A 21803-nucleotide genomic window follows, 5' to 3' on the forward strand; every position below is an offset into this window, starting at 1 on the left:
AGATGCAAAGGGGATATGTGATTGGAGTGGAGTTAAATCATCATACTTGCCAAATAAGTTATGGTGATGCAGAACAACAAGAACCGAAGACAATAGAGCGAATTCCGCTTGTTATTAGAAAAAAGGAACAAGAATGGATATTTGGAGAAGAAGAGGAAGAGGGAATTTATGACTTGTTGTCTCTTGCGATGAAACATGAATTAATTCAGGTAGCGGAAAAGACATATGAGGGGGTTTGGTTACTATCTTTATATATTCAACTTGTTTTGAAACGATTTCAAAATATAGATGCCATCGCATTTACTCTTCCGTATATAGATGAGGACATTGTACATCTTTTAAAAAGTGTTGGACAGAAATTAGGTGTGTCTAAAGAAAACGTGTATGTACAAGATAATAAAGAAAGTTTTTGCTATTATATGTTTTATCAACAGAAAGAATTATGGCAATATGAATCAGCGCTTTTTCAGTGTGATGGAAATGGTGTGCAAACGTATATGTTAAAGAAGTTACATATGAAGTGTGAAAATAAACAAGATACATTTATAGTTGTAGATGAGGTTGCAAATGTAGATTGGGAAGAACTTTCTATAATATATCCACCGAACAATGAAGAGGAACAAAAGAAAGCAGATGAATATTTTAACCGTTTTATTAAAAATATTTTTCATAGAAGATTAATTTCTTCTGTCTTTCTAATAGGGGATGAATTTGAAAAAAAATGGTATCCGAATTCTTTAAGAACGCTTTGTAATGGAAGAAGAGTATTTCAAGGGGACAATTTATATAGTAAGGGTGCGTATTATAGTGTACAATATAAGACGAACGGGAAAAGAAGTAACCTTATTTATTTAGATCAAACAAAATTAATGGAACAGATTTGTTTGAAATTTAGAATAAATGGAAGAGACATGTGGTATCCAATTGTACAATGGGGAACAAAATGGTATGAAAATGATAGACAATTTGAAATACTTTTGGAAAACACAGATGATATAGAACTTCGCATTGAATCTTTACTAGAAAATTCAATTAGATTTGTGAATGTACCGCTTGGAAATCTTTCAAACAGAGAAAAATATACATTTCGTTTGCAAGTAAATATTATTTTCCGAGATGAACAAACATGTGTGATTACATGGAAAGATATTGGATTTGGTAATTTTTTTGCTTCATCAGGATTTCATACGCAAACAGTGATAAAGTTAGGAGGACGAAATGGGAAGTTTAATTCTTTGTCATAGAAAAAAAGCAAAACAACCATATGAAATTACGCGAGTACATAAAAAGATCTATACATTAGAGGAACTTTGTTACTATATTTGTAATTTTCTATATTTAGTAGATGAGACATTGATTAATAAAAACTTGTGTAAATGGATTGAGGAAGAATTGGAGAAAGAAAATCTTGCGAAACAATTGAATGATTGTTTGAAGTCAAATAGTTCTATGGAACAATTTGTATTATATATTTTACGAGATAGTAATATATATACAGCAAAAGAAATTAGTACTATTGAGGGAAGATTGAATCGATTTAAAAATCAGAAAGAAATCGAAAAGAAAAAATACAAAGCGGATAGTCTTTTGAAAATTGGAGAAATAGAAGAGGCAATTAGAATTTATCTTTCTCTTTTGCAAGAAAATGATGAATCGGTATCTTCTCAGTTTTACGGGAAAGTATACGGATGTCTCGGAACTGCCTATGGAAGAATTTTTTTATACCAAGAAGCAAGTGATAGATTTTTGTCAGCATTTCAAATATGCGAAGAAAAATCTATGTTATATGCATATTTATATTGTTGTCATTGCTATATGGATAATGAAGAATATGAAAAACTTTTAGCGGATAATAAGATGTTTAAAGATGCAGATAGATTTCTCGTAGAGAAAGAAGAGGCGAAAAAAGCGCAAATTTGTATTGAAAATCCAAAGAATATACTTGATTCATATAAACAGGTATATAAGTTTAACTAATGAATTTGATTTATAATAAATAATGATAGTCAGGGCATATAAGGCAGGTGGAAAGGTTGCATTTCTATTTGCCTTGTATTATACTTTTCGTGTAAACAAGTTAAAAATCAAGAAAAGGATTGGTGTAAACGTATGAAGAAATTAGAGCAGTTATATGAAGGAAAAGCGAAGAAAGTATTTATGACAGATGATCCAGATGTTGTTATTGTAGACTACAAGGATGATGCAACTGCTTTTAACGGAGAGAAAAAGGGAACTATTGTGGGAAAAGGTGTTGTAAATAACCGTATGACAAACCATGTGTTTAAGTTAATGGAAAAAGAAGGGGTTCCTACACATTTAGTTGAAGAATTAAGTGATCGTGAAACGGCAGTTAAGAAAGTAGATATTGTTCCGCTTGAAGTTATTGTTCGTAATGTAGCAGCAGGAAGTTTTTCTAAGAGAATGGGTGTAGAAGAAGGAAAAGAACTTCTTTGTCCAATCCTTGAATTTAGTTATAAAAATGATGATTTAGGTGATCCATTTATTAATGATGATTATGCTTTGGCACTTGGACTTGCAACACAAGAAGAGATTGATACTATTAAAACATATACAAGAAAAGTAAATGAAGTATTGAAAGCATATTTCCTTCAAGCAGATATGAAATTAATCGATTTTAAGATTGAATTTGGTCGTTTGAAAGATGGTACAATTATTCTTGCAGATGAAATCTCACCAGATACTTGTAGATTATGGGATGTACATACAAATGAAAAATTAGATAAAGATCGTTTCCGTCGTGATATGGGAAATGTAGAAGAAGCATATAATGAAGTATTTAAACGTTTAGGAATCTAATTTTGAAGGAGATTACAGAATGAGTACACATAGATATCAGAGCCCATTATCAGAACGTTATGCGAGTAAAGAAATGCAATATATTTTTTCTCCAGATATGAAATTTAAAACATGGAGAAAATTGTGGATTGCACTCGCCGAAACAGAACGTGAACTTGGATTAAATATTACTGAAGAACAGATCGAAGAATTAAAAGCAAATGTGGATAACATTAACTATGATGTTGCAAAAGAAAGAGAAAAACTTGTTCGACATGATGTAATGTCACATGTATATGCTTATGGACAACAGTGTCCAAAAGCTAAAGGTATTATACATCTTGGTGCAACTTCGTGTTATGTAGGTGATAATACGGATATTATTATCATGGCAGAAGCATTGAAATTAGTGAAGAAAAAATTAGTTAATGTTATTGCGGAACTTGCTAAGTTTGCAGAACAATATAAAGAACTTCCTACATTGGCTTTTACGCATTTTCAACCAGCACAACCTACAACAGTTGGGAAAAGGGCAACACTTTGGTTGCAAGAATTTATGCTTGATTTGGAAGATTTAGATTATGTACTAGCTAATCTTAAATTGTTAGGTTCGAAAGGAACTACAGGAACTCAAGCAAGTTTCCTTGAACTATTTGATGGTGATCAAGAAATTATTGATAAGATTGATCCGATGATTGCAAAAAAAATGGGATTTGAACAATGCTATGCAGTTTCCGGACAGACATATTCAAGAAAAGTTGATACAAGAGTTGTCAATATTCTTGCTGGAATTGCAGCGAGTGCTCATAAAATGTCAAATGATATTCGACTTTTACAACATTTGAAAGAAGTAGAAGAGCCTTTTGAGAAAACACAAATTGGCTCATCGGCAATGGCATATAAGAGAAATCCAATGAGAAGTGAGCGTATTGCTTCATTGGCACGTTATGTTATGGTAGATGCAATGAATCCGGCCATTACATCGGCAACGCAGTGGTTTGAAAGAACTTTAGATGATTCTGCTAATAAACGCTTAAGTGTACCAGAAGGATTTTTGGCAATAGATGGAATTTTAGATCTTTGCTTAAATGTTGTAGATGGTCTTGTTGTGTATCCGAAAGTTATTGAAAAACGTTTAATGTCAGAACTTCCATTTATGGCCACAGAAAATATTATGATGGATGCTGTAAAAGCGGGTGGAGATAGACAAGAACTTCATGAAAGAATTCGTGAGCTTTCAATGGAAGCTGGAAGAAATGTAAAAGAAAAAGGATTAGATAATAATTTGTTGGAATTAATTGCAGCAGATGCAGCATTTAATTTAACTTTAGAAGATTTACAAAAAACGATGGATCCTTCTAAATATGTAGGACGTTCAAAAGAACAGGTAGAGGCTTTCTTAAAAAATGTAGTAAATCCTATGTTAGAAGAAAATAAAAATATACTTGGCATGAAAGCTGAGATTAATGTATAATAGTAAAGTAAAAATAGAATGTGCTATGCACATTCTATTTTTAAATACATAAAAAGTTTTCATGAATAAGGAGTAGACAGAAGATGAAAGATGAACAACTAATGGAAACAGCAATGCTAGCAGGCGAAATTATGTTATGTAGTGGAGCGGAAACGTATCGGGTGGAAGATACGATGAGCCATATTTTAAAGAACGCTGATGCAGAACAGAAAGAAGTGCTAGTGATGATGACAGGGATTATGGCATCTTTAAAAAAGGAAGGACAAAAACCATCTACGCTTATAAAGAGAGTGACAGATAGGGGAACAAATCTAAATAGAGTTATGCGAGTGAATGAAGTTTCTAGAAAACTCTGTAGTGGAGAGGTCACAGCTGAAGAAGCATATAAAGAATTAAAGCATATTGCATCAGGGAGATATAAAGAGTTTACGTCGCCTTTATATCATTTTTTTGCTACAGTTATAGCGGTAATCGGATTTACGATGATGTTTGGAGGAAAGGTGAATGATATTTGGGCTTCAGCTATAGTTGGTGCTATACTTGGAATTTCAATGGAAGTTGGTAGAAAGTTAGAAGTGCATGATTTTGTAATGGATGCTATATCATCAATGGTGATCACCGTGTTTTCTGTGCTTCTTAAAGCATATCTTCCTGTTCCCATAAATATGGATACAATTATTATTAGTGCTATTATGCCACTTGTTCCTGGAGTGGCAATAACAAATGCGGTAAGAGATACTTTGCAAGGTGACTATATTACCGGAGGATCAAGGATGCTAGAAGCATTCATTAAGGCAGCATCAATAGCGTTAGGAGTAGGGATTGGAATGATGCTATTTGGCAGTAAATTTATTGGGAGGACAGTTTTATGATATTGCAAATTATAGGAGCATTTATTGCTATTTTTGGATTTTCCATTTTACTTGAAATTCCAAAAAAATATTTAGTACTCGCAGGAATCGTTGCAGCAATCGGATGGTCAATATATTTGTTTAGCGATAAAATGGGAACAGGAATAGTGTTCGCGTCTTTCTTTTCAGCATTAACAGTTACGTTGATTTCGCATTTGTTTGCCAGAATGATGAAAACTCCTGTTACCATTTTTTTAATTGCAGGAATCATTCCTACTGTACCAGGGGCGGGAATGTATCGCATAGCATACTATATGATTATGGGAAATAGTGAGATGTATTCACATTATTTTACGGAAACCTTAAAAATTGCGGGAGTCATTGCACTGGCGATTTTTATTATGGATACTATTTTTAAATTTTTTATGAAAAATGGAATTAAGCAAAATTCGTTGTCCTATACAAAAAGAAAAATGAATAAAAGAAAATAAAAAATTGCATAAAATACCTATACAGAACAAAAAACAAAAGAAAAATGAAAGAAATGATTGACTAAAAGTCAAAAAGAATATAAAATACTAGTAATAACAAAATAGGAGGTCTGTGATGGTATCGTATAGCGAATTAAGTAAAGAAGAACTTTTGAATTTGAAAATTCAATTAGAGGAACAATTTTCTGAAGTGAAGGCAAAGGGTCTAAAATTAGATATGTCTCGTGGGAAACCTTCAGCTGCACAACTTGACTTGGCAATGGGAATGATGGATGTATTAAATAGTAAGTCTGACTTAAAATGCCAGGAAGGTGTAGATTGTAGAAATTATGGGGTTTTAGACGGTATTCAGGAAGCAAAACAGTTACTTGCTGATATGATGGAAGTACCAAAAGATAATATTGTCATTTTTGGCAACTCTAGTTTGAATGTGATGTATGATACAATTGCACGATCTATGACACATGGAGTGATGGGAAGTACACCTTGGTGTAAGTTAGACAAAGTGAAATTTTTATGTCCTGTTCCAGGGTATGATAGACATTTTGCAATTACAGAGCATTTTGGAATTGAAATGATTAATATTCCAATGACTGAAAATGGACCAGATATGGATTTGGTTGAAAAACTTGTCAGTGAAGATGAGGCAATTAAAGGGATTTGGTGTGTTCCGAAATACTCTAATCCACAAGGAATTACTTATTCTGATGAGACAGTGCATCGTTTTGCAAAATTAAAACCAGCAGCAAAAGATTTTCGAATTTATTGGGATAATGCATATGGAATTCATCATTTATATGAAGACAAGCAGGATTATTTAATTGAAATTTTAATGGAGTGCAAAAAAGAAGGTAATCCAGATATGGTATATAAATTTTGTTCTACATCAAAAGTGAGTTTTCCAGGGTCGGGTGTATCAGCGATTGCAGCATCGGATGCTAATCTTGTTGCAATTCGTAAGCAGATGACTATTCAAACAATTGGACATGATAAATTAAATCAATTGCGTCATGCAAGATTTTATAAAGATATTCATGGTATGGTTGAACATATGAAATTACATGCAGATATTTTAAGACCTAAATTTGAAACAGTTTTAAGTGTTCTTGAAAAAGAATTAGGGGGCCTTGAAATTGGATCATGGCTCGCACCTAGAGGAGGATATTTTATTTCTTTTGATGCTATGGAAGGGTGTGCAAAAGCAATTGTGAGTAAAGCAAAAGAAGCGGGAGTGATTATGACTCCAGCAGGAGCTACCTTTCCATATGGGAAAGATCCAAAAGACAGCAATATTCGTATTGCCCCATCTTATCCGACTCCAGATGAATTGAAAATAGCAGCGGAAATATTTGTTTTAAGTGTAAAACTTGTAAGTATTGATAAATTGTTAAAAGAAAAGAAATAAATATGTATATAAAAAGATAGCAATAAGATGGATACTTATAGCTATCTTTTTATAGTTGAAAAAGAAGATTGTTAAATAACCTTGTCAATTCTCTGCTTCCTATATATAATAGAAAACAGAGTACATAGAATAGGAGAGTTGAAAATGAGTAAAGTAAGAACGAGATTTGCACCAAGTCCTACAGGAAGGATGCATGTTGGAAATTTGAGAACAGCATTGTATGCGTATTTAATTGCAAAACATGAAGATGGAGATTTTCTTCTTCGTATAGAGGATACAGATCAAGAACGTTATGTAGAGGGTGCAATTGATATTATATATAGAACATTGGAAAAAACAGGACTTATTCATGATGAAGGTCCAGATAAAGACGGCGGATATGGACCATATGTACAAAGCGAACGTAATGCATCAGGATTGTATTTGAAATATGCAAAACAGTTAGTAGAGCAAGGAGATGCATATTATTGTTTTTGTGATAAAGAAAGATTGGAATCATTAAAGAGTACAGTCGCAGAAAGTGGGACGGAAATTGTTGTTTATGACAAACATTGCTTGCATTTGAGTAAAGAAGAAGTAGAAAAGAATCTTGCAGATGGAAAACCTTATGTTATCCGTATCAATATGCCAACGGAAGGAACAACAACATTTCATGATGATATTTATGGGGATATTACAGTTCCGAATGAAGAATTAGATGATATGATTTTAATTAAATCCGATGGATTTCCAACATATAATTTTGCAAATGTGGTAGATGATCATTTGCAAGGAATTACACATGTTGTACGTGGAAATGAATATTTATCTTCAGCACCTAAATATAATCGTTTATATGAAGCGTTCGGGTGGGAAGTACCAACATATGTACACTGTCCACTTATTACAGACGAAAGCCATAAAAAATTAAGTAAACGCTGTGGACATTCTTCGTATGAAGATTTAGTGGAACAAGGATATTTAACAGAGGCCATTGTAAATTATGTTGCGTTATTAGGATGGAGTCCTACAGATAATCGAGAAATTTTTTCATTAGAAGAATTGGTAAAAGCATTTGATTACCATCATATGAGTAAATCTCCAGCAGTATTTGATACTGTAAAATTAAAATGGATGAATGGAGAGTATTTGAAAGCAATGGATTTTGAAAAATTCTTTGAATTGGCAAAACCATATATTCAAGAGACGGTGACGAAAGATTATGATTTAAAGAAAATTGCAACTCTTGTGAAGACAAGAATTGAAATTTTCCCAGATATTAAAGAACATATTGATTTCTTTGAAGAATTACCAGAATATGATATAGCAATGTATACGCATAAAAAGATGAAAACGAATGAGGAAACTTCTTTGGAAGTATTGAAAGAAATTCTTCCATTGTTTGAAGCACAGGAAGATTATAGTAATGATGCCTTATATGCGGTTTTAAAGAAGTATGTAGAAGAAAAAGGTTGCAAAAATGGATATGCGATGTGGCCTGTAAGAACAGCTGTATCAGGAAAGCAAAACACTCCAGGTGGTGCGACAGAAATCATGGAAATTTTAGGAAAAGAAGAATCATTAAGACGTATTCGAAAAGGTATTGAGTTGCTAAGTAAGTAAGGAGAAAGTATGGGATTTAATAAAGCACAAATAGACGCGATTACACATCATAATGGTCCCATGTTAGTTTTGGCTGGTCCTGGATCAGGAAAAACACTTGTTATTACGAAAAGAATAGAATATTTAATTCAGAAACGAAAAGTAAGACCAGAAGAAATTCTGGTCATTACTTTTACTAAGGCAGCAACAAATGAAATGCGTGAAAGATTTAAAAAATTAATGCAAGGAAGATATTTTCCTGTTACTTTTGGAACTTTTCATGGTATTTATTATGGTATATTAAAGTGGGCATATAAACTGTCAGCAGATAATATTTTCTCGGAAGAAGAGAAAACTCGTCTTTTAAAAGAAATATTAGAACATGTAGAGGTGGAAATAGATGATGAAAATGATTTTTTGGAAGGAATTAAAGGAGAAATAAGTTGTATCAAGAATAATCAATTAGATATATCTCGATTTCAATCAGCATACTGTAGACCAAATATATTTAGAGAAATTTATTATACATATGAAAGAGAGCGAAATCGAAGAAAAAAATTAGATTTTGACGATATGCTTGTTTTGTGTTATGACTTATTTGTAAAAAGGCCAGATATATTAAAAAAGTGGCAAGAGAAATATAGCTATATATTGATTGATGAATTTCAAGATATAAATAAAGTGCAATATGATGTGATTCGTATGCTATCTCTTCCGCAAAACAATTTATTTATTGTTGGAGATGACGATCAATCGATTTATAAATTTAGAGGGGCAAGACCAGAAATTATGCTCGGTTTTGAAAAAGATTACCCCAATGCAAAAAAAGTGTTATTAGATGTAAATTATCGTTGCACAAAAGCAATTGTAAATGGTGCAAAAAAAATTATTCAAAAGAATAGAAATAGGTATGTGAAGAATCTTATTACTTCAAATGAACAAGGAGCAGATATTCATATACAAGAAGTGAGGAATCTTTTAGAAGAAAGTCAATATGTGTTAAATGAAATTCGCGAAGAAATGAAGAGAGGAGTTCCAGCTACAGAAATAGCAGTACTATTTCGTACCAATATGGAACCGCGTATGTTGGCAGAAACATTTATGGAATATAATCTCCCCTTTCAAATGAAAGAACATCTTCCGAATCTATATGAACATTTTATTGGAAAAAATTTTTGTGCATATTTAAGAATGGCAGTTGGTAAAAAAGAGAGAAAAGATTTTTTGGAGGTAATGAATCGTCCTATTCGATATATCAGTCGAAGTAGTGTTGAAAAGGCAGAGGTTTCTTTTGAAAGTTTGAGAAAATTTTACTGTGATAAAGAATGGATGTTAGATAGAATAGATCAATTAGATGTAGATTTACGTATAATGAAAAATATGACACCATATGCTGCTATTCAATATATTCGTAAAAAAATAGGATATGATGATTTTTTGAAAGATTATGCATATACAAGAAAAATAAAAGTAGAAGATTTATATGAAATTGCTAACGATATTCAAACAAAAGCAAAAGAATATAAAACAATAGAAGACTGGTTTGCTCATATTGAAAAATATACAGAAGAACTAAAAAACAGATCAAAACAAACAGAAAAAAATAAGGATGCAGTTACATTTTTAACTATGCATAGTGCAAAAGGGCTTGAGTTTCATACGGTGTTTATTATTGAAGCCAATGAAGATATATGTCCTTATAAAAAGGCTGAAATTGTGGAAGATATGGAAGAGGAGAGACGTATGTTTTATGTTGCTATGACGCGAGCAAAGAAAAAATTATATATTTCATATGTTAGGGAACGGAACGGGAAAGCAATGTTGCCATCACGTTTTGTGAATGATTTACTCTTTGAGTGATTTTATTAAGTTTTGAAAATTAAGTTTGTTTTTTGCTAAAAAGATAGGGAGAAGTGTTAAAAATTAATCACTTCTCCCTGGCTTTTTAAAACCTCTAAAAACAATTACTCTTCGTCAGACAATTCTTCGAATTCTTGAGCATCTAACCATTCATCAAATGCATCGGCAGCGATTTCATATTCATCATCATCCTCGATGTTATCTAATGTAGGTTCTCCATCTACTTCTGCATAACGGTAAAGATATACGTCGCCTTCTTCATTTTCTCCATCTTCATCAATAGGAAGAAGAGCAATGTATTCCTTTCCGCCTGCCTCGTAAATTGTTAATACGACACATTCTACTTCTTCGTCGTTGTCTAATGTTAATGTTACAGTTACTTCTTCATCGTGGCAATTACAATCATTTTGTCCACAGTTACAATTATGTTCGCTCATATTTTTATCTCCTTTATAATTTGATATAATCACTCTAACAGAATGAGCAAAGAATTGCAAGGATAAAAACTATTGACAACACATCAAAAAGAGATAAAATAAAATAATAGAAATGGAAGAAAACTGTAAAAGAAAGGGATAACAGTTATGAATATAAAAAAAATTAAGTTAATTTTATTGGTAGTTATGTGTGTTTTTGCGCTTGCAGGATGTAAGAAAAATGTAGGAGCAGAGGAAGATAACCCAGTTAAGTCGGAAAAAGAAGAAACGCAAGTTACATATAAGTTTGGTTTTTCGTGTGTGGCCAAAGATAATCCGTATTATATTACATTAGCAAATGCTATCTGGGAAAGTCTTCAGGAAGGCGGACATACAGTAATAGGAATGAATAAGGATACCCACTTAAGTTCTGCTGAACAGATAGAACAGATTAATGAAATGATACAACAAGGAATAGATGCTATTTTTCTTGCACCTGTGGATTGGAAAGAGATTACGCCAGCATTGGAAGCTTTGAAGAAGGCTAATGTAAAGATTATTAATATAGACACAAAAGTGGAAAAACTAGATTATGTGGATGCTTATATTGGATCTGATAATAAGAATGCAGGAACAGTTTGTGGAAAAGATTTAGTTGAACAATGCAAGAATGGCGGTAAAATTGTTATTTTAGAATGTCCTACAATGAATTCGATTAATGAAAGAATTACTGGATTTGAAGAAGCTATAGTAGGGAGTCCTTTTGAGGTTGTAGCAAGAAAAAATGTTAAAGGTGATTTGACACTTGCGAGAGAAGAAACAAAAAAAATTTTAGAAAAGAACAACGATATTACTGCGATAATGTGTGGAAATGATCCTTCAGCAATAGGAGCTTATATTGCTGCAAATGAACTTGGAATAAAAGATATTAAGATTTATGGAGTGGATGGTTCACCAGAATTGAAAAAAGAATTAGAAAAGCCAAACACACTCATTGCCGGAACAGCAGCACAATCACCTATTAATTTAGGCAAAACAGCAGTAAAAGTTGCTTTAAATATGTTGAATGGTGAAGAGTATGAGGAAGAAACATTTTTGGATACATATTTGATTACGAAAGAAAATATTGAAATGTATGGAACGGATGGTTGGCAATAGAAAAGAGAGGAAAGTATATGAAACAATGTAAAGGGATCCCGTTTCCTTTAGGTGTTACTGTAAAAGAAGATTGTGCTAATTTTTCCACAACAGTACAAAATGCAAAGGAATGTTTCCTTTTATTGTATAAAAAAGGCGAGATTACTCCTACATTTGAGATTGAGATGCAGGAAAATCGTGCTTTTGGAGAGATTAGAAGCATTATAATAAAAGGTATGGATTGGGCTCAGTGGGAATACAATTATAAAATAGATGGAAATATTGTGACGGATATATATGCAAAAGCGATTACAGGAAAAGAAGAGTGGTTAGGAGAAACTTCGACTTTAGTAAAAGGGAAAATTCTAATGGATTCATATGATTGGGAGAGGGATGAGCCTCTCCTTATTCCTGAAAACGAGGTGGTTGCATATAGCCTTCATGTAAGAGGGTTTACAAAACATAAATCATCGAAAGTTAAACATGGTGGAACGTTTTTGGGCGTGAAGGAGAAACTTTCATATTTAAAAAAAATGGGCATCAATCAGATACATTGTATGCCAATATATGAATTTGAAGAAAAAGGTAGATATACGAATTATTGGGGCTATGGTCCGGCATTTTATTTTGCTCCAAAATCTTCGTATGCAGCTACGAAAGATGCTGTATGCGAATTGAAAGATTTAGTAAAAGCATGTCATAAAAATGGTATAGAGATGATACTTGATTTACCGTTTACCCCAAGCGTACCTAAGCAAATGATGATAGATTGTATTCGGTATTATAAAATAGAATATCATATAGATGGATTTATCGTAAATCCGTTTCATGCACCTTTTAAAGAATTACAAGAAGATCCACTATTAAAAAATACGAAAATATTAAAAAAACAAGATGATTTTCAAAATACTATGCGTCGATTTTTAAAAGGTGATGAGGGGATGATTAAAAGTGTGATGTGGTGGACAAGACATATCTCTAAAGAAGAAGGCATTTTTAATTATATTACTACACACACAGGATTTACGCTTGCAGATTTAGTTTCTTATGATGGAAAACATAATGAAAAAAATGGTGAAAAAAATCAAGATGGACCAGATTATAATTATAGTTGGAATTGTGGAGCAGAAGGACCAAGCAGAAAGAAAACAGTTATCGCATTGAGAAAAAAGCAGATTAGAAATGCTTTTCTTTTATTGCTTACTTCTCAAGGTATGCCTTGTATTTTGGCAGGAGATGAATTTCGAAATTCACAGAATGGTAATAATAACGTATATTGTCAAGATAATGAGATTGGTTGGATAAATTGGGGGAATTCAGAAAAGGATCGAGAATTATTGTGTTTTGTGCGAGAATTGATTTGTTTTAGAAAAGAACACAAAGTATTGCATTTACCAGTAGAATTGCAGGGAATAGATAGCGTTTCGTGTGGAATCCCAGATGTATCTTATCATGGAGAAGCTGCGTGGCAAATTCCTTCTCAAATTTCTAGTAGACAGTTAGGAATTTATTATTGTGGAGAGGGAATGGGTGAAAATAGTTGTTTCATAGCTTATAATATGCATTGGTTGAAACATTCATTTGCTTTACCAGCACTGAAAAATGGGAAAAAGTGGTATCGGGCTGTTTCGACAGATATGGGAGTGTTGGAAAGCATGGAATTATTAGATGATCAAAGAAAAGTCATGATAGGAGATAGAACAATAGAGATATTTGTAGGGAAGGTATAATAGATGAAGATTGGATTAAATTCATTTCAACTAAAAATAATTGCAGTTATTACCATGATAATTGATCATGTGGGATTGTTTTTCTTCCCGCAATATACAATTTTTAGAATTATTGGGAGAATTTCATTTCCTATATTTGCTTTTTTGGTTGTGGAAGGCTTTTACCATACAAGTAATATTTTGAAGTATATGCTTCGATTAGGTGTATTTGCAATTTTTTCTGAAATTCCCTTTGATTTGTTGACGACAGGAAGAGTTTTAGATTTACGTCATCAGAATGTATTCTTTACTTTGCTTATAGGAGTGATTCTCTTATATTTTTATGAGAAACAGTATTCTAAATTTTCTAAAGTTAGTACAGTTTTTCTTATTATGCTTGCGGGAGATATCTTTAGAACAGATTATGGCGCGTGGGGCGTTTTGATGATTTTTTGCTTTTTTATTTTTAGAGAACGGTTGTTAGAAAAAATTGTTAGTATTTTAGTGATTAATGTATTTGTATTTGGAAATATTCAAATGTTTGGTGCATTAGCACTTTTGCCGATTTGCTTATATAATGGTAAAAAAGGAAAAGGGTATAAATATTTCTTTTATTTTATATATCCAGTGCATTTATGGATTATATGGGCGATAAAAATAATAATATAGGAGCGAAGACGGAATGAAAGCATGGAAACATTTTTGTACAATTACACACCATAAAGTTTTAGTTATGAAGTACTGTTTTCAAGTGGGATTGTATAGACAAGGATTGTTGCATGATTTATCCAAATACAGTTTTTCGGAATTTTGGGTAGGCTGTAAGTATTATCAAGGAACGAGAAGCCCAAATAATGCAGAACGAGAAGCAATTGGATATTCAAGTGCATGGTTACATCACAAAGGAAGAAACAAACACCATTACGAATATTGGATTGACTATGGTATTGGAAAAGAAAAAGGATTGGTAGGAATGCCTATGCCTAAAAAATATGTTGTAGAAATGTTTATGGATAGAATAGCAGCATCAAAAACATATATGAGAGAAAAATATACGGATAGAAAACCACTGGAATATTATGAACAAGGGGCAAAATATGTGAGAAAAATGTTGCATAAAGACACGCAGGAATTACTCGAAACTCTTCTGAATATGCTAGCGGAACAGGGAGAAAAAATTACATTTGACTATATTCGAAAAGAAGTATTAAATAAAAAAGAGTAAACAATTAATGATGAGGGAACCCCTCATATGATAATTTTGCTTACTCTTCTTTACTTAATTTGGATAAATAAGTTGTTCGGATTTAGGATTTGTCAATACATTATCTAAGTATCTTTTTGCCAAGTAATTTGCCATTGGCAGATTCATATCTAAATAGTTACCACAATCTTTTGCACTTGCACCAGGTACTTCTCCAGTAAAATTCTCAATAAATTGAAACAGTTCTCTTAGAAGAGGGAGAATGTCAGAAGAATGATAATCTCCGGCGAGGAGAAGGTAAAATCCTGTTCGACACCCCATAGGACCAAAGTAAATTACTTTTTCACCAAATATTTCATGATTTCTTAAAAATGTTGCTGCAAGATGCTCGATTGTATGGATTTCTGCAGTATTCATTACAGGTTCATCGTTTGGGCTTGTTAATCTTAAATCGAATGTAGTAATGATTTCTGTGCCTACAGTATCTTTTCGAGACACATAAACTCCAGGTTTTAATTTTAAATGATCAATTGTAAAACTTGTGATTTTTTCCATTTTTTTTCCTCCAATCAGTTTTATTATAGCGATTAAAAAAATAAAATGCAATCTTTCTATAAAATATGATATAATGGATTTATTCAATGCGATTTTCACATGGACAGTTTGGAGGGAGAAAAATGAAATTGTACATTATGAGGCATGGCGAAACGGACTGGAATAAAGAAAAACGTTTGCAGGGACAATCGGATATTGACCTGAATGAATTCGGAAGAAAATTAGCTTATAAAACGAAAGAAGGATTGAAAGAGGTTCCTTTTGATTTGGTTATTACAAGTCCGTTGAAAAGAGCAAGAGAAACTGCTTTAATTGTGAAAGGAGATAGAGAGATTCCGATCATTGAAGATGCAAGAATTGAAGAAATGTGTTTTGGAGAATATGAGGGGCTTTATTGTAAAGGAGAAAAGTTTAATATTCCAGATGAGGAATTCAAGAATTTTTTTGATGCACCTGAGCGCTATAGAGCAACAAGAGGGGGAGAAAATTTCAGTGAATTTAATGAAAGAATAGAGCATTTTCTTGATGATGTACTCAATAATAAAGATTATCAGAATGATACGATTTTAGTGTCTGTACATGGAGCGGTATTATGTGCGATTTTAAGAATAATAAAGAAGAATCCAATGCGATTGTTTTGGGGAAATGGTGTTCATAAAAATTGTGCAATAACAATTATTCATGTGGAAAATGGAATTCCGACAATTGAAAAAGAAAATATAGTTTATTATGAAGATGAAGTGGCAGAATGGTAATAAAAAGGAGGAGAACAAAATGATTAATGATAAAAAGGTATTATTCAGTGGAATGCAGGCGACAGGAAATCTTACATTAGGTAATTATCTTGGAGCGTTAAAAAACTGGATTACATTAAGTGATGAATATGAATGTTTTTATAGTGTTGTAGATATGCATTCTATTACGGTAAGACAAGATCCACAAATACTTCGCAAAAGAGCAAGAGCATTGTTGACTTTATATATTGCGGCAGGGCTTGATCCAGAGAAAAATTGTATTTATTATCAGTCACATGTGTCTGGGCATGCAGAATTATCATGGATTTTAAATTGCTATACTTATATGGGAGAATTAAACCGAATGACGCAGTTTAAGGATAAATCAGCCAAACATGCAGACAATATTAATGCAGGGCTTTTTACATATCCAGTTTTAATGGCTTCGGATATTTTGTTGTTTCAAGCGGACGTAGTGCCAGTGGGAATTGATCAGATGCAACATTTGGAATTGACACGAGATATTGCACAGAGATTTAATTCAATTTATGGAGATGTTTTTACTGTTCCAGAAGCATATATAGGTAAAGTTGGAGCTAAAATTATGAGTTTACAAGATCCAACAAAGAAAATGTCAAAGTCCGATGAAAATCCAAATGGAAGTATTTATTTAATGGATGATCCGGATACAATTATGCGAAAATGTAAGCGTGCTGTAACGGATTCAGAAGCACAAATTCTTTATCGTGATGAACAACCAGGAGTGAAAAATCTAATTGATATTTATTGTGCTTGTACAAACAAAACGGCAAATGAGGTTGTACGGGAATTTGATGGAAAAGGATACGGAGATTTTAAAACAGCAGTAGGAGAAGTAGTAGTTTCTGTTTTAAAACCACTACAAGATGAAGTGGCAAGACTTGAAAAGGATAAAGTTTATATTGATAGTATTATTAAAAATAATGCAGAAAAAGCCAATTACTATGCAACAAAAACCTTGCGTAAAGTACAACGTAAGGTAGGCTTTCCTGATAGAATAAGATAAATGTAAAAATGACATTTCAGTTGAAATGTCATTTTTTATAACTATCTTTATAAGAAGTCCATTCTTCGTATGGAAATATATGTTTTAAATGATCGCATACCTTTTTTTGTGATGAATAAAGTTCAGATATTTTTGTTTTTGCTTTTAAATTCTTGTCAGTCATAGAGGTGAGTGTATGATTTTTTAATTCACTCTTTTTATAGTATGGAGCAAAATAATATAAGTTATCTGTTTGGTTTTCGCGTTCACATACTTTGGTTACAAGTTGATTTACCATTTTATGGTGAATGTGGCCATATTCTCCATTCATATTATGAGTTGTTATACTTTCCCAATTTTTAGCTTTTACATAATGGGTAATCATTTCCTCAATATTCTCTTTATCGTGTTTCCAATTATCTCTTTTTCCAAATGTTTTATCTGGGAAATCTAAGATTATGCCTTCGTTTTTTGTTGCATCTAACATGGCATTGAATTCCTTTTTCCTAGTAGAGTTATTTTCGTTTGTTAGGCAAACAATAAAATATCCACCTTCAGAAATATGTGCACCACCAAATATAGTTTCATCATCTGGATGAGCGACAATCATTAACTTTTTTGACTTTTCAGTCGGTTCGGATAGCTTTTCCTTTTGACAACCAGATAAAAGGAAGAGACAAGCAAGCAATCCGCAAATAGTTACTTTTTTTAAGATACGCATGGTTTATTACTCTCCTTTATAATATAAATTGGTCGATTTTTATTTTCCATATAATCTTTAGAAATATATTGTCCTAAAATGGAAACGAATAGCATTTGAATTCCACTTAATACAAGGATAAGTAAAGTGATTGCTAATAAGCCATTGAATTTGTGATGTAAAAATAATGTGTCAATTCCAATATATCCAGCTAAAACGAAAGAAATCAATAATAAAAATGTGCCGAACATTCCAGAAAGCATTAATGGTTTTGTGGAAAAAGAGAAAATCCCTTCGCAAGCGTAAGAAAATAAGCTTTTTAATGTCCATTTTGTTTCACCGGCAACTCGTTCGATATTGTGGAATTCAATCCATTTTGTTTCAAACCCTACAAAAGAGAAGAGCCCTTTCATATATCGATTATATTCTTTCATTTCCAAAATAGCATTTACCATTTGTCGAGACATCATACGAAAATCTCCTGCACCATCACTCATATCCATGTGTGTAAGACGCTGAATAACACGATAAAAAGAGTGTGATAGAAAATTTCTTATTTTCCCTTCACCAGTACGATCTAGACGTTTACCGGCACAACAGTCATACCCTTCTTTATCAACTGCGTAGAACATTTTTTTTAGTAATGTGGGTGGATGTTGCAAGTCGGCGTCCATAATGACACAATAATCACCCTCTGCATGAGATAATCCGGCATACATTGCAGCTTCTTTCCCGAAATTTCTTGAAAAAGAAAAATAGGAGATGTGAGGGTCTTTTGTAGCTAGAAATTTTATAATATCAATAGTACGATCTTTGCTTCCGTCATTAATAAATAGTAATTCATAATCAGCATCACTAATATCTTGTAAAACTTTTGTCACTTCTTTATGAAAAAGTGGTAAAGATTCTTCCTCGTTATAACAAGGAACGATTACACTAATTTTTTTCATAAATCATTCCACCTTTCTCTTCTGTAAAAATTGCATATTTGCATAAAATATAATTTGCTAAAATAGTAATTACGCTTACAATTAGTTTAGAAACAAGAGAATGAAGCTGTAATTGTTGTATGCATACATAGAGAAGAACATTTTCTATAAGTAAAGTAATAAGTCGCATTGAAAAAAAGGAAAGCGCTTCTTTCTCTGATTTTTTTGTTTTTTGAAATACAAAATGTTTGTTTGCATAAAAAGCAAAAAGGACAGCGAAAACCCAAGCTATTGTATTTGCAAACAGATATTTTTTTTGAAAAAAGAATAAAACTCCAATATAAACAAAGTAATTGATTCCTGTTGTACAACCACCAATAAGGCAGTAACGTATAAATTCTCTTAATGTTTTCTTTTCCATAAAAACCTCCTCTTGTAGTTGAAAAAAATAATAAATAGTATGAAAGAAAGACCACTTATAATAAGACCTAGTCGTTTTGTTGGTGCGTGAAATACAATTGAAATGGTGTGAGTTCCTTTGTCTATAGGAAATCCAACAAAGCAGGTATTTACTTTTTCAACAGGTATATTTTTCCCATCGATATAAGCTGTAAATCCTTTTTCATATGGTATAGATGTAATAAGATAACCATTGTTTGATACTTTTACATTTCCTTTTAAAACTTCTTTCTTTATGTTTTTTGTTAATTTAACTGTGTCGACAGTTTTGTTCCTTCTCTGTATATAAGTATACGGGAGAGAATAGAGTTGCACATGTTTGATTTGATAATCCCCTCTAGAGGCATTTATATGCAGCTCTTTTATTGGATTGTTTGACGAAAGAACATAAGTAAAAGTTGTATTGTTGTTTGGGTAATTTGCATCTTTACCAGATAGTTTGTTTCGTATGCCGTTAATATCTATAATAACTTCTTTACTATCTTTTCTATCGATATCAAAAGAAAGAAGAAGTACTTGGTTTTTATATTCTTTTGGCAAAGAAACGGTTTGATTTTTATTATTTTTTATTGTAAAAGAAAAATTTTCTTTTTGCATTCTTTTTTTGAAATCCATTTTGTTGGTATTCACAACTGCTGATTGTGTTAGAACATCTATATTTTCTGGATAAGATAATTTTGCAAACTCTTTTTCGCTATAGAGCGTATTTGTGACATAAGCAAAAGGCATAGAATCTTCGGTTTTAGCAAGCACAATTCCGTTCCTTTTTTTGATAATGTTGTATCCAATCGGAAGTGTTTTTTCTTTACTCTCCATTGTTGTTACATGCATTAGATGTTGAAACAAAATATTCGGGTTTGATGAAAGTACCACTCGATTGCGAATACTGATTGGATTTTTCATATAATCATAATAGAAAGTATTGTATTCTCCATTGGAAAGAGAAGAATACATGGTTGTTTTATAAGTATTTGCACTAAAAATGTCGTTTACGTTTAGAAGTCCTGTAGTAGTGTCTAAAAATCTTCCGGTGTAAGTAGAACAAAGAGTACTTAACTCATTATTTGAAAAAATTTTTTTTTCTTTTGTAGGATATATTTCTGTTCCGTTTAATTGTATACAAATTATGAATGGAAGTATACAGGAAAGAAATAGGTATACAGTGTTTCTTTTTTGATAGAAAAGAACGAGAAAAACAAGACTAACTACAATATCTAAAAAGATTGGAAGATTCGTTTTTCTATGGTCGAATAAATAAATGGTTAAAACAGGTATTACAGCAAAGAAAAGAGGGTAAAAATGTAATTTCTTTTCTGAATAGTATATTTCCTGTAATGTTTTAGCAAAAACATATAAGATAAAAGGGAGAAAAACAAGGTAAATTTTGTAACGTACATATAATGTTCCATTTAGTATATAAGCAACAAGATTACTAGATAGGCAAACTAAAAGGGTAGCTCCCATTTTTTTTGTTCGGCTATATTGTAGTGAAAGAATTAATACAAAAAGGACAATTATTGTAAGCCCAGCTCCGTAAGAGTAGTATAAAAGACCTCTTAAAGAAGGAGTGACACCTAATATTTCAATTAAAGAAAGGGAATTACCTTTATCTTTTTTTATATGCATCATATAGTATGCAGTTGGTAGAAGAAGAACTGCGCACATTCCGATTCCTATGGATATGGCTAGTGCATATTTTGCAATGAAAGATTTTTTTTCTGTTTTGTTTCCTAATTGAAAGAAAAAATAAACTGTACAAAGAATAATTGCTGTTACACTAAAAAAATAACTATGTAAAATAATAAGTGCAACGGATAAAGGAATCCATCGTATTTTTTTTGTTTCCAAAAAGTTATCTATAGCGAGTAATGTACAAAATAAATAAGGCATGTAGTTGATAAACATAATTTGTCTGTGACTTTGGAATAAAAGAGAAGATGTTGCTAATAAAAGTGCAGAAACAAAGCAAATTTCTTTTTGTATGTTGTGTCTTTTTAACCAAATAAAGCAAAGATTAACACTTACAATATATTCTAGGATAATGTAAGTGACAACAATATATTCCATAGATACGGAAGGGAATAAATAACTGATTAGTACATCTAAGCGAAAAAGGCCATAATAGGACAATGCGTAAATGTTTACTCCACTACCTAGGTGTGGGGCATAATCTGGAAAAAGTTGTCCGTTTTTAAAAAAGAGTGTGCGAAAATATTCTGCGATTTTAATATGTTGTTGTGCCCAATCTATCATGGAGCCAAAAGCTGTATTGTTTGGCCAAATAATAAAGATAAGAATACTGGCAAAAACAGTTAAAAATATATAAGGATAAAATTTTTGTGATTTTTTCATATATAATTTTCCTCCCTCATTTCTGTATCATATTATGACAGATGAATCTTAAGAACGGATTGAATAGAATGACGAATATTCTTAAAATTACCACCCTATTTCTTAATACTTCTTAAGAAATAAAAG

Annotated in this window: 21 protein-coding genes; 15 read left to right on the forward strand and 6 right to left on the reverse strand. The window is 32.0% G+C overall.

Annotation, left to right across the window (positions count from 1 at the left end; all coding sequences use genetic code 11):
• Positions 1-2: 2 nt before the first annotated feature.
• The 9 genes from ACY2U7_RS02925 (at position 3) to ACY2U7_RS02965 (ending at position 10458) form a co-directional block, all read left to right on the forward strand.
• Complete coding sequence (locus tag ACY2U7_RS02925; RefSeq protein WP_461815824.1) at positions 3-1244, forward strand: DUF5716 family protein; 1242 nt, start codon at positions 3-5, stop codon at positions 1242-1244.
• A complete protein-coding gene (locus ACY2U7_RS02930; RefSeq protein ID WP_461812069.1) occupies positions 1219-1977 on the forward strand; it encodes a hypothetical protein in 759 nt (252 codons plus the stop codon). Before ACY2U7_RS02925 ends, ACY2U7_RS02930 begins: the two co-directional genes overlap by 26 nt.
• 132 nt (positions 1978-2109) lie before the next feature.
• Positions 2110-2817: a phosphoribosylaminoimidazolesuccinocarboxamide synthase gene (purC, locus tag ACY2U7_RS02935; RefSeq protein WP_461812070.1), complete on the forward strand. Its 708-nt coding sequence runs from the start codon at positions 2110-2112 to the stop codon at positions 2815-2817.
• Positions 2818-2836: 19 nt separating this feature from the next.
• The gene (purB, locus tag ACY2U7_RS02940; RefSeq protein ID WP_461815825.1) at positions 2837-4270 is read left to right on the forward strand and encodes an adenylosuccinate lyase; all 1434 of its coding nucleotides are present in this window, start codon (positions 2837-2839) and stop codon (positions 4268-4270) included.
• A gap of 83 nt (positions 4271-4353) precedes the next feature.
• On the forward strand, positions 4354-5142 hold the full coding sequence (locus ACY2U7_RS02945; protein ID WP_461815826.1) for a threonine/serine exporter family protein: 789 nt from the start codon (positions 4354-4356) through the stop codon (positions 5140-5142).
• The gene (locus ACY2U7_RS02950) at positions 5139-5612 is read left to right on the forward strand and encodes a threonine/serine exporter family protein (RefSeq protein WP_461812073.1); all 474 of its coding nucleotides are present in this window, start codon (positions 5139-5141) and stop codon (positions 5610-5612) included. The genes ACY2U7_RS02945 and ACY2U7_RS02950 overlap by 4 nt, the downstream gene beginning before the upstream one ends.
• Positions 5613-5727: 115 nt before the next feature.
• Positions 5728-7017 (forward strand): aspartate aminotransferase type Ic, encoded by a 1290-nt coding sequence (locus tag ACY2U7_RS02955; protein ID WP_461812074.1) that lies wholly within the window; start codon positions 5728-5730, stop codon positions 7015-7017.
• A gap of 144 nt (positions 7018-7161) precedes the next feature.
• Complete coding sequence (gene gltX / locus ACY2U7_RS02960; RefSeq protein WP_461812075.1) at positions 7162-8619, forward strand: glutamate--tRNA ligase; 1458 nt, start codon at positions 7162-7164, stop codon at positions 8617-8619.
• A 9-nt stretch (positions 8620-8628) separates the two neighbouring features.
• Positions 8629-10458, forward strand: coding sequence for an ATP-dependent helicase (locus ACY2U7_RS02965; protein WP_461812076.1), 1830 nt, complete (start codon positions 8629-8631; stop codon positions 10456-10458).
• 104 nt (positions 10459-10562) lie between these two features.
• Here ACY2U7_RS02965 and ACY2U7_RS02970 read toward each other — a convergent pair whose 3' ends face one another.
• Positions 10563-10895: a DUF1292 domain-containing protein gene (locus tag ACY2U7_RS02970; RefSeq protein ID WP_461812077.1), complete on the reverse strand. Its 333-nt coding sequence runs from the start codon at positions 10893-10895 to the stop codon at positions 10563-10565.
• 147 nt (positions 10896-11042) lie between these two features.
• Between ACY2U7_RS02970 and ACY2U7_RS02975 the strand changes: the two genes are divergently transcribed.
• From ACY2U7_RS02975 to ACY2U7_RS02990, 4 genes are read left to right on the forward strand one after another with little or no spacing between them, the layout of a single operon-like run.
• The gene (locus tag ACY2U7_RS02975) at positions 11043-12032 is read left to right on the forward strand and encodes a sugar ABC transporter substrate-binding protein (protein ID WP_461812078.1); all 990 of its coding nucleotides are present in this window, start codon (positions 11043-11045) and stop codon (positions 12030-12032) included.
• A 17-nt stretch (positions 12033-12049) separates the two neighbouring features.
• Complete coding sequence (locus ACY2U7_RS02980) at positions 12050-13741, forward strand: alpha-amylase family glycosyl hydrolase (protein WP_461812079.1); 1692 nt, start codon at positions 12050-12052, stop codon at positions 13739-13741.
• Between the two features lie 3 nt (positions 13742-13744).
• Positions 13745-14389, forward strand: a complete 645-nt coding sequence (locus ACY2U7_RS02985) for a TraX family protein (protein WP_461812080.1) — start codon at positions 13745-13747, stop codon at positions 14387-14389.
• 13 nt (positions 14390-14402) lie between these two features.
• Positions 14403-14945 carry a DUF5662 family protein gene (locus ACY2U7_RS02990; protein ID WP_461812081.1) on the forward strand — a complete coding sequence of 181 codons (543 nt, stop codon included), beginning with the start codon at positions 14403-14405 and terminating at the stop codon, positions 14943-14945.
• Positions 14946-14999: 54 nt separating this feature from the next.
• Here ACY2U7_RS02990 and ACY2U7_RS02995 read toward each other — a convergent pair whose 3' ends face one another.
• Entirely contained in the window at positions 15000-15479 is a 480-nt protein-coding gene (locus ACY2U7_RS02995; protein ID WP_461812082.1) for an S-ribosylhomocysteine lyase, read from the reverse strand.
• Between the two features lie 122 nt (positions 15480-15601).
• Here ACY2U7_RS02995 and ACY2U7_RS03000 point away from each other — a divergent pair, with 122 nt between their 5' ends.
• Both ACY2U7_RS03000 and trpS read left to right on the forward strand, forming a co-directional pair.
• Entirely contained in the window at positions 15602-16234 is a 633-nt protein-coding gene (locus ACY2U7_RS03000) for a histidine phosphatase family protein (RefSeq protein ID WP_461815827.1), read from the forward strand.
• Between the two features lie 19 nt (positions 16235-16253).
• Entirely contained in the window at positions 16254-17258 is a 1005-nt protein-coding gene (gene trpS, locus ACY2U7_RS03005; protein WP_461812084.1) for a tryptophan--tRNA ligase, read from the forward strand.
• Between the two features lie 28 nt (positions 17259-17286).
• On the opposite strand, the gene ACY2U7_RS03010 is transcribed toward trpS, so the two are convergent.
• From ACY2U7_RS03010 to ACY2U7_RS03025, 4 genes are read right to left on the reverse strand one after another with little or no spacing between them, the layout of a single operon-like run.
• Positions 17287-17958, reverse strand: coding sequence for a PIG-L family deacetylase (locus ACY2U7_RS03010; RefSeq protein WP_461812085.1), 672 nt, complete (start codon positions 17956-17958; stop codon positions 17287-17289).
• The gene (locus tag ACY2U7_RS03015; RefSeq protein WP_461815828.1) at positions 17946-18887 is read right to left on the reverse strand and encodes a glycosyltransferase family 2 protein; all 942 of its coding nucleotides are present in this window, start codon (positions 18885-18887) and stop codon (positions 17946-17948) included. Before ACY2U7_RS03015 ends, ACY2U7_RS03010 begins: the two co-directional genes overlap by 13 nt.
• Complete coding sequence (locus ACY2U7_RS03020; RefSeq protein WP_461812087.1) at positions 18874-19287, reverse strand: GtrA family protein; 414 nt, start codon at positions 19285-19287, stop codon at positions 18874-18876. The genes ACY2U7_RS03015 and ACY2U7_RS03020 overlap by 14 nt, the downstream gene beginning before the upstream one ends.
• Positions 19269-21677 carry a YfhO family protein gene (locus ACY2U7_RS03025; RefSeq protein WP_461815829.1) on the reverse strand — a complete coding sequence of 803 codons (2409 nt, stop codon included), beginning with the start codon at positions 21675-21677 and terminating at the stop codon, positions 19269-19271. The genes ACY2U7_RS03020 and ACY2U7_RS03025 overlap by 19 nt, the downstream gene beginning before the upstream one ends.
• Positions 21678-21803 lie beyond the last annotated feature (126 nt).

This window comes from Faecalimonas sp., assembly GCA_029264305.1.
Lineage (GTDB): Bacteria > Bacillota > Clostridia > Lachnospirales > Lachnospiraceae > Faecalimonas.

Excerpts from the sequence above, each read along its gene's own strand:
- ACY2U7_RS02930 (WP_461812069.1), top strand. The coding sequence starts at position 1,219 with ATGGGAAGTTTAATTCTTTGTCATAGAAAAAAAGCAAAACAACCATAT.
- ACY2U7_RS03015 (WP_461815828.1), bottom strand. The coding sequence starts at position 18,887 with ATGAAAAAAATTAGTGTAATCGTTCCTTGTTATAACGAGGAAGAATCT.
- trpS (WP_461812084.1), top strand. The coding sequence starts at position 16,254 with ATGATTAATGATAAAAAGGTATTATTCAGTGGAATGCAGGCGACAGGA.
- gltX (WP_461812075.1), top strand. The coding sequence starts at position 7,162 with ATGAGTAAAGTAAGAACGAGATTTGCACCAAGTCCTACAGGAAGGATG.
- ACY2U7_RS03010 (WP_461812085.1), bottom strand. The coding sequence starts at position 17,958 with ATGCGTATCTTAAAAAAAGTAACTATTTGCGGATTGCTTGCTTGTCTC.
- ACY2U7_RS02975 (WP_461812078.1), top strand. The coding sequence starts at position 11,043 with ATGAATATAAAAAAAATTAAGTTAATTTTATTGGTAGTTATGTGTGTT.
- ACY2U7_RS03020 (WP_461812087.1), bottom strand. The coding sequence starts at position 19,287 with ATGGAAAAGAAAACATTAAGAGAATTTATACGTTACTGCCTTATTGGT.
- ACY2U7_RS02955 (WP_461812074.1), top strand. The coding sequence starts at position 5,728 with ATGGTATCGTATAGCGAATTAAGTAAAGAAGAACTTTTGAATTTGAAA.
- ACY2U7_RS02965 (WP_461812076.1), top strand. The coding sequence starts at position 8,629 with ATGGGATTTAATAAAGCACAAATAGACGCGATTACACATCATAATGGT.
- ACY2U7_RS02995 (WP_461812082.1), bottom strand. The coding sequence starts at position 15,479 with ATGGAAAAAATCACAAGTTTTACAATTGATCATTTAAAATTAAAACCT.
- ACY2U7_RS02990 (WP_461812081.1), top strand. The coding sequence starts at position 14,403 with ATGAAAGCATGGAAACATTTTTGTACAATTACACACCATAAAGTTTTA.
- ACY2U7_RS02985 (WP_461812080.1), top strand. The coding sequence starts at position 13,745 with ATGAAGATTGGATTAAATTCATTTCAACTAAAAATAATTGCAGTTATT.
- ACY2U7_RS03025 (WP_461815829.1), bottom strand. The coding sequence starts at position 21,677 with ATGAAAAAATCACAAAAATTTTATCCTTATATATTTTTAACTGTTTTT.
- purB (WP_461815825.1), top strand. The coding sequence starts at position 2,837 with ATGAGTACACATAGATATCAGAGCCCATTATCAGAACGTTATGCGAGT.
- ACY2U7_RS02950 (WP_461812073.1), top strand. The coding sequence starts at position 5,139 with ATGATATTGCAAATTATAGGAGCATTTATTGCTATTTTTGGATTTTCC.
- ACY2U7_RS02980 (WP_461812079.1), top strand. The coding sequence starts at position 12,050 with ATGAAACAATGTAAAGGGATCCCGTTTCCTTTAGGTGTTACTGTAAAA.
- ACY2U7_RS02945 (WP_461815826.1), top strand. The coding sequence starts at position 4,354 with ATGAAAGATGAACAACTAATGGAAACAGCAATGCTAGCAGGCGAAATT.
- ACY2U7_RS02970 (WP_461812077.1), bottom strand. The coding sequence starts at position 10,895 with ATGAGCGAACATAATTGTAACTGTGGACAAAATGATTGTAATTGCCAC.
- ACY2U7_RS02925 (WP_461815824.1), top strand. The coding sequence starts at position 3 with ATGCAAAGGGGATATGTGATTGGAGTGGAGTTAAATCATCATACTTGC.
- ACY2U7_RS03000 (WP_461815827.1), top strand. The coding sequence starts at position 15,602 with ATGAAATTGTACATTATGAGGCATGGCGAAACGGACTGGAATAAAGAA.
- purC (WP_461812070.1), top strand. The coding sequence starts at position 2,110 with ATGAAGAAATTAGAGCAGTTATATGAAGGAAAAGCGAAGAAAGTATTT.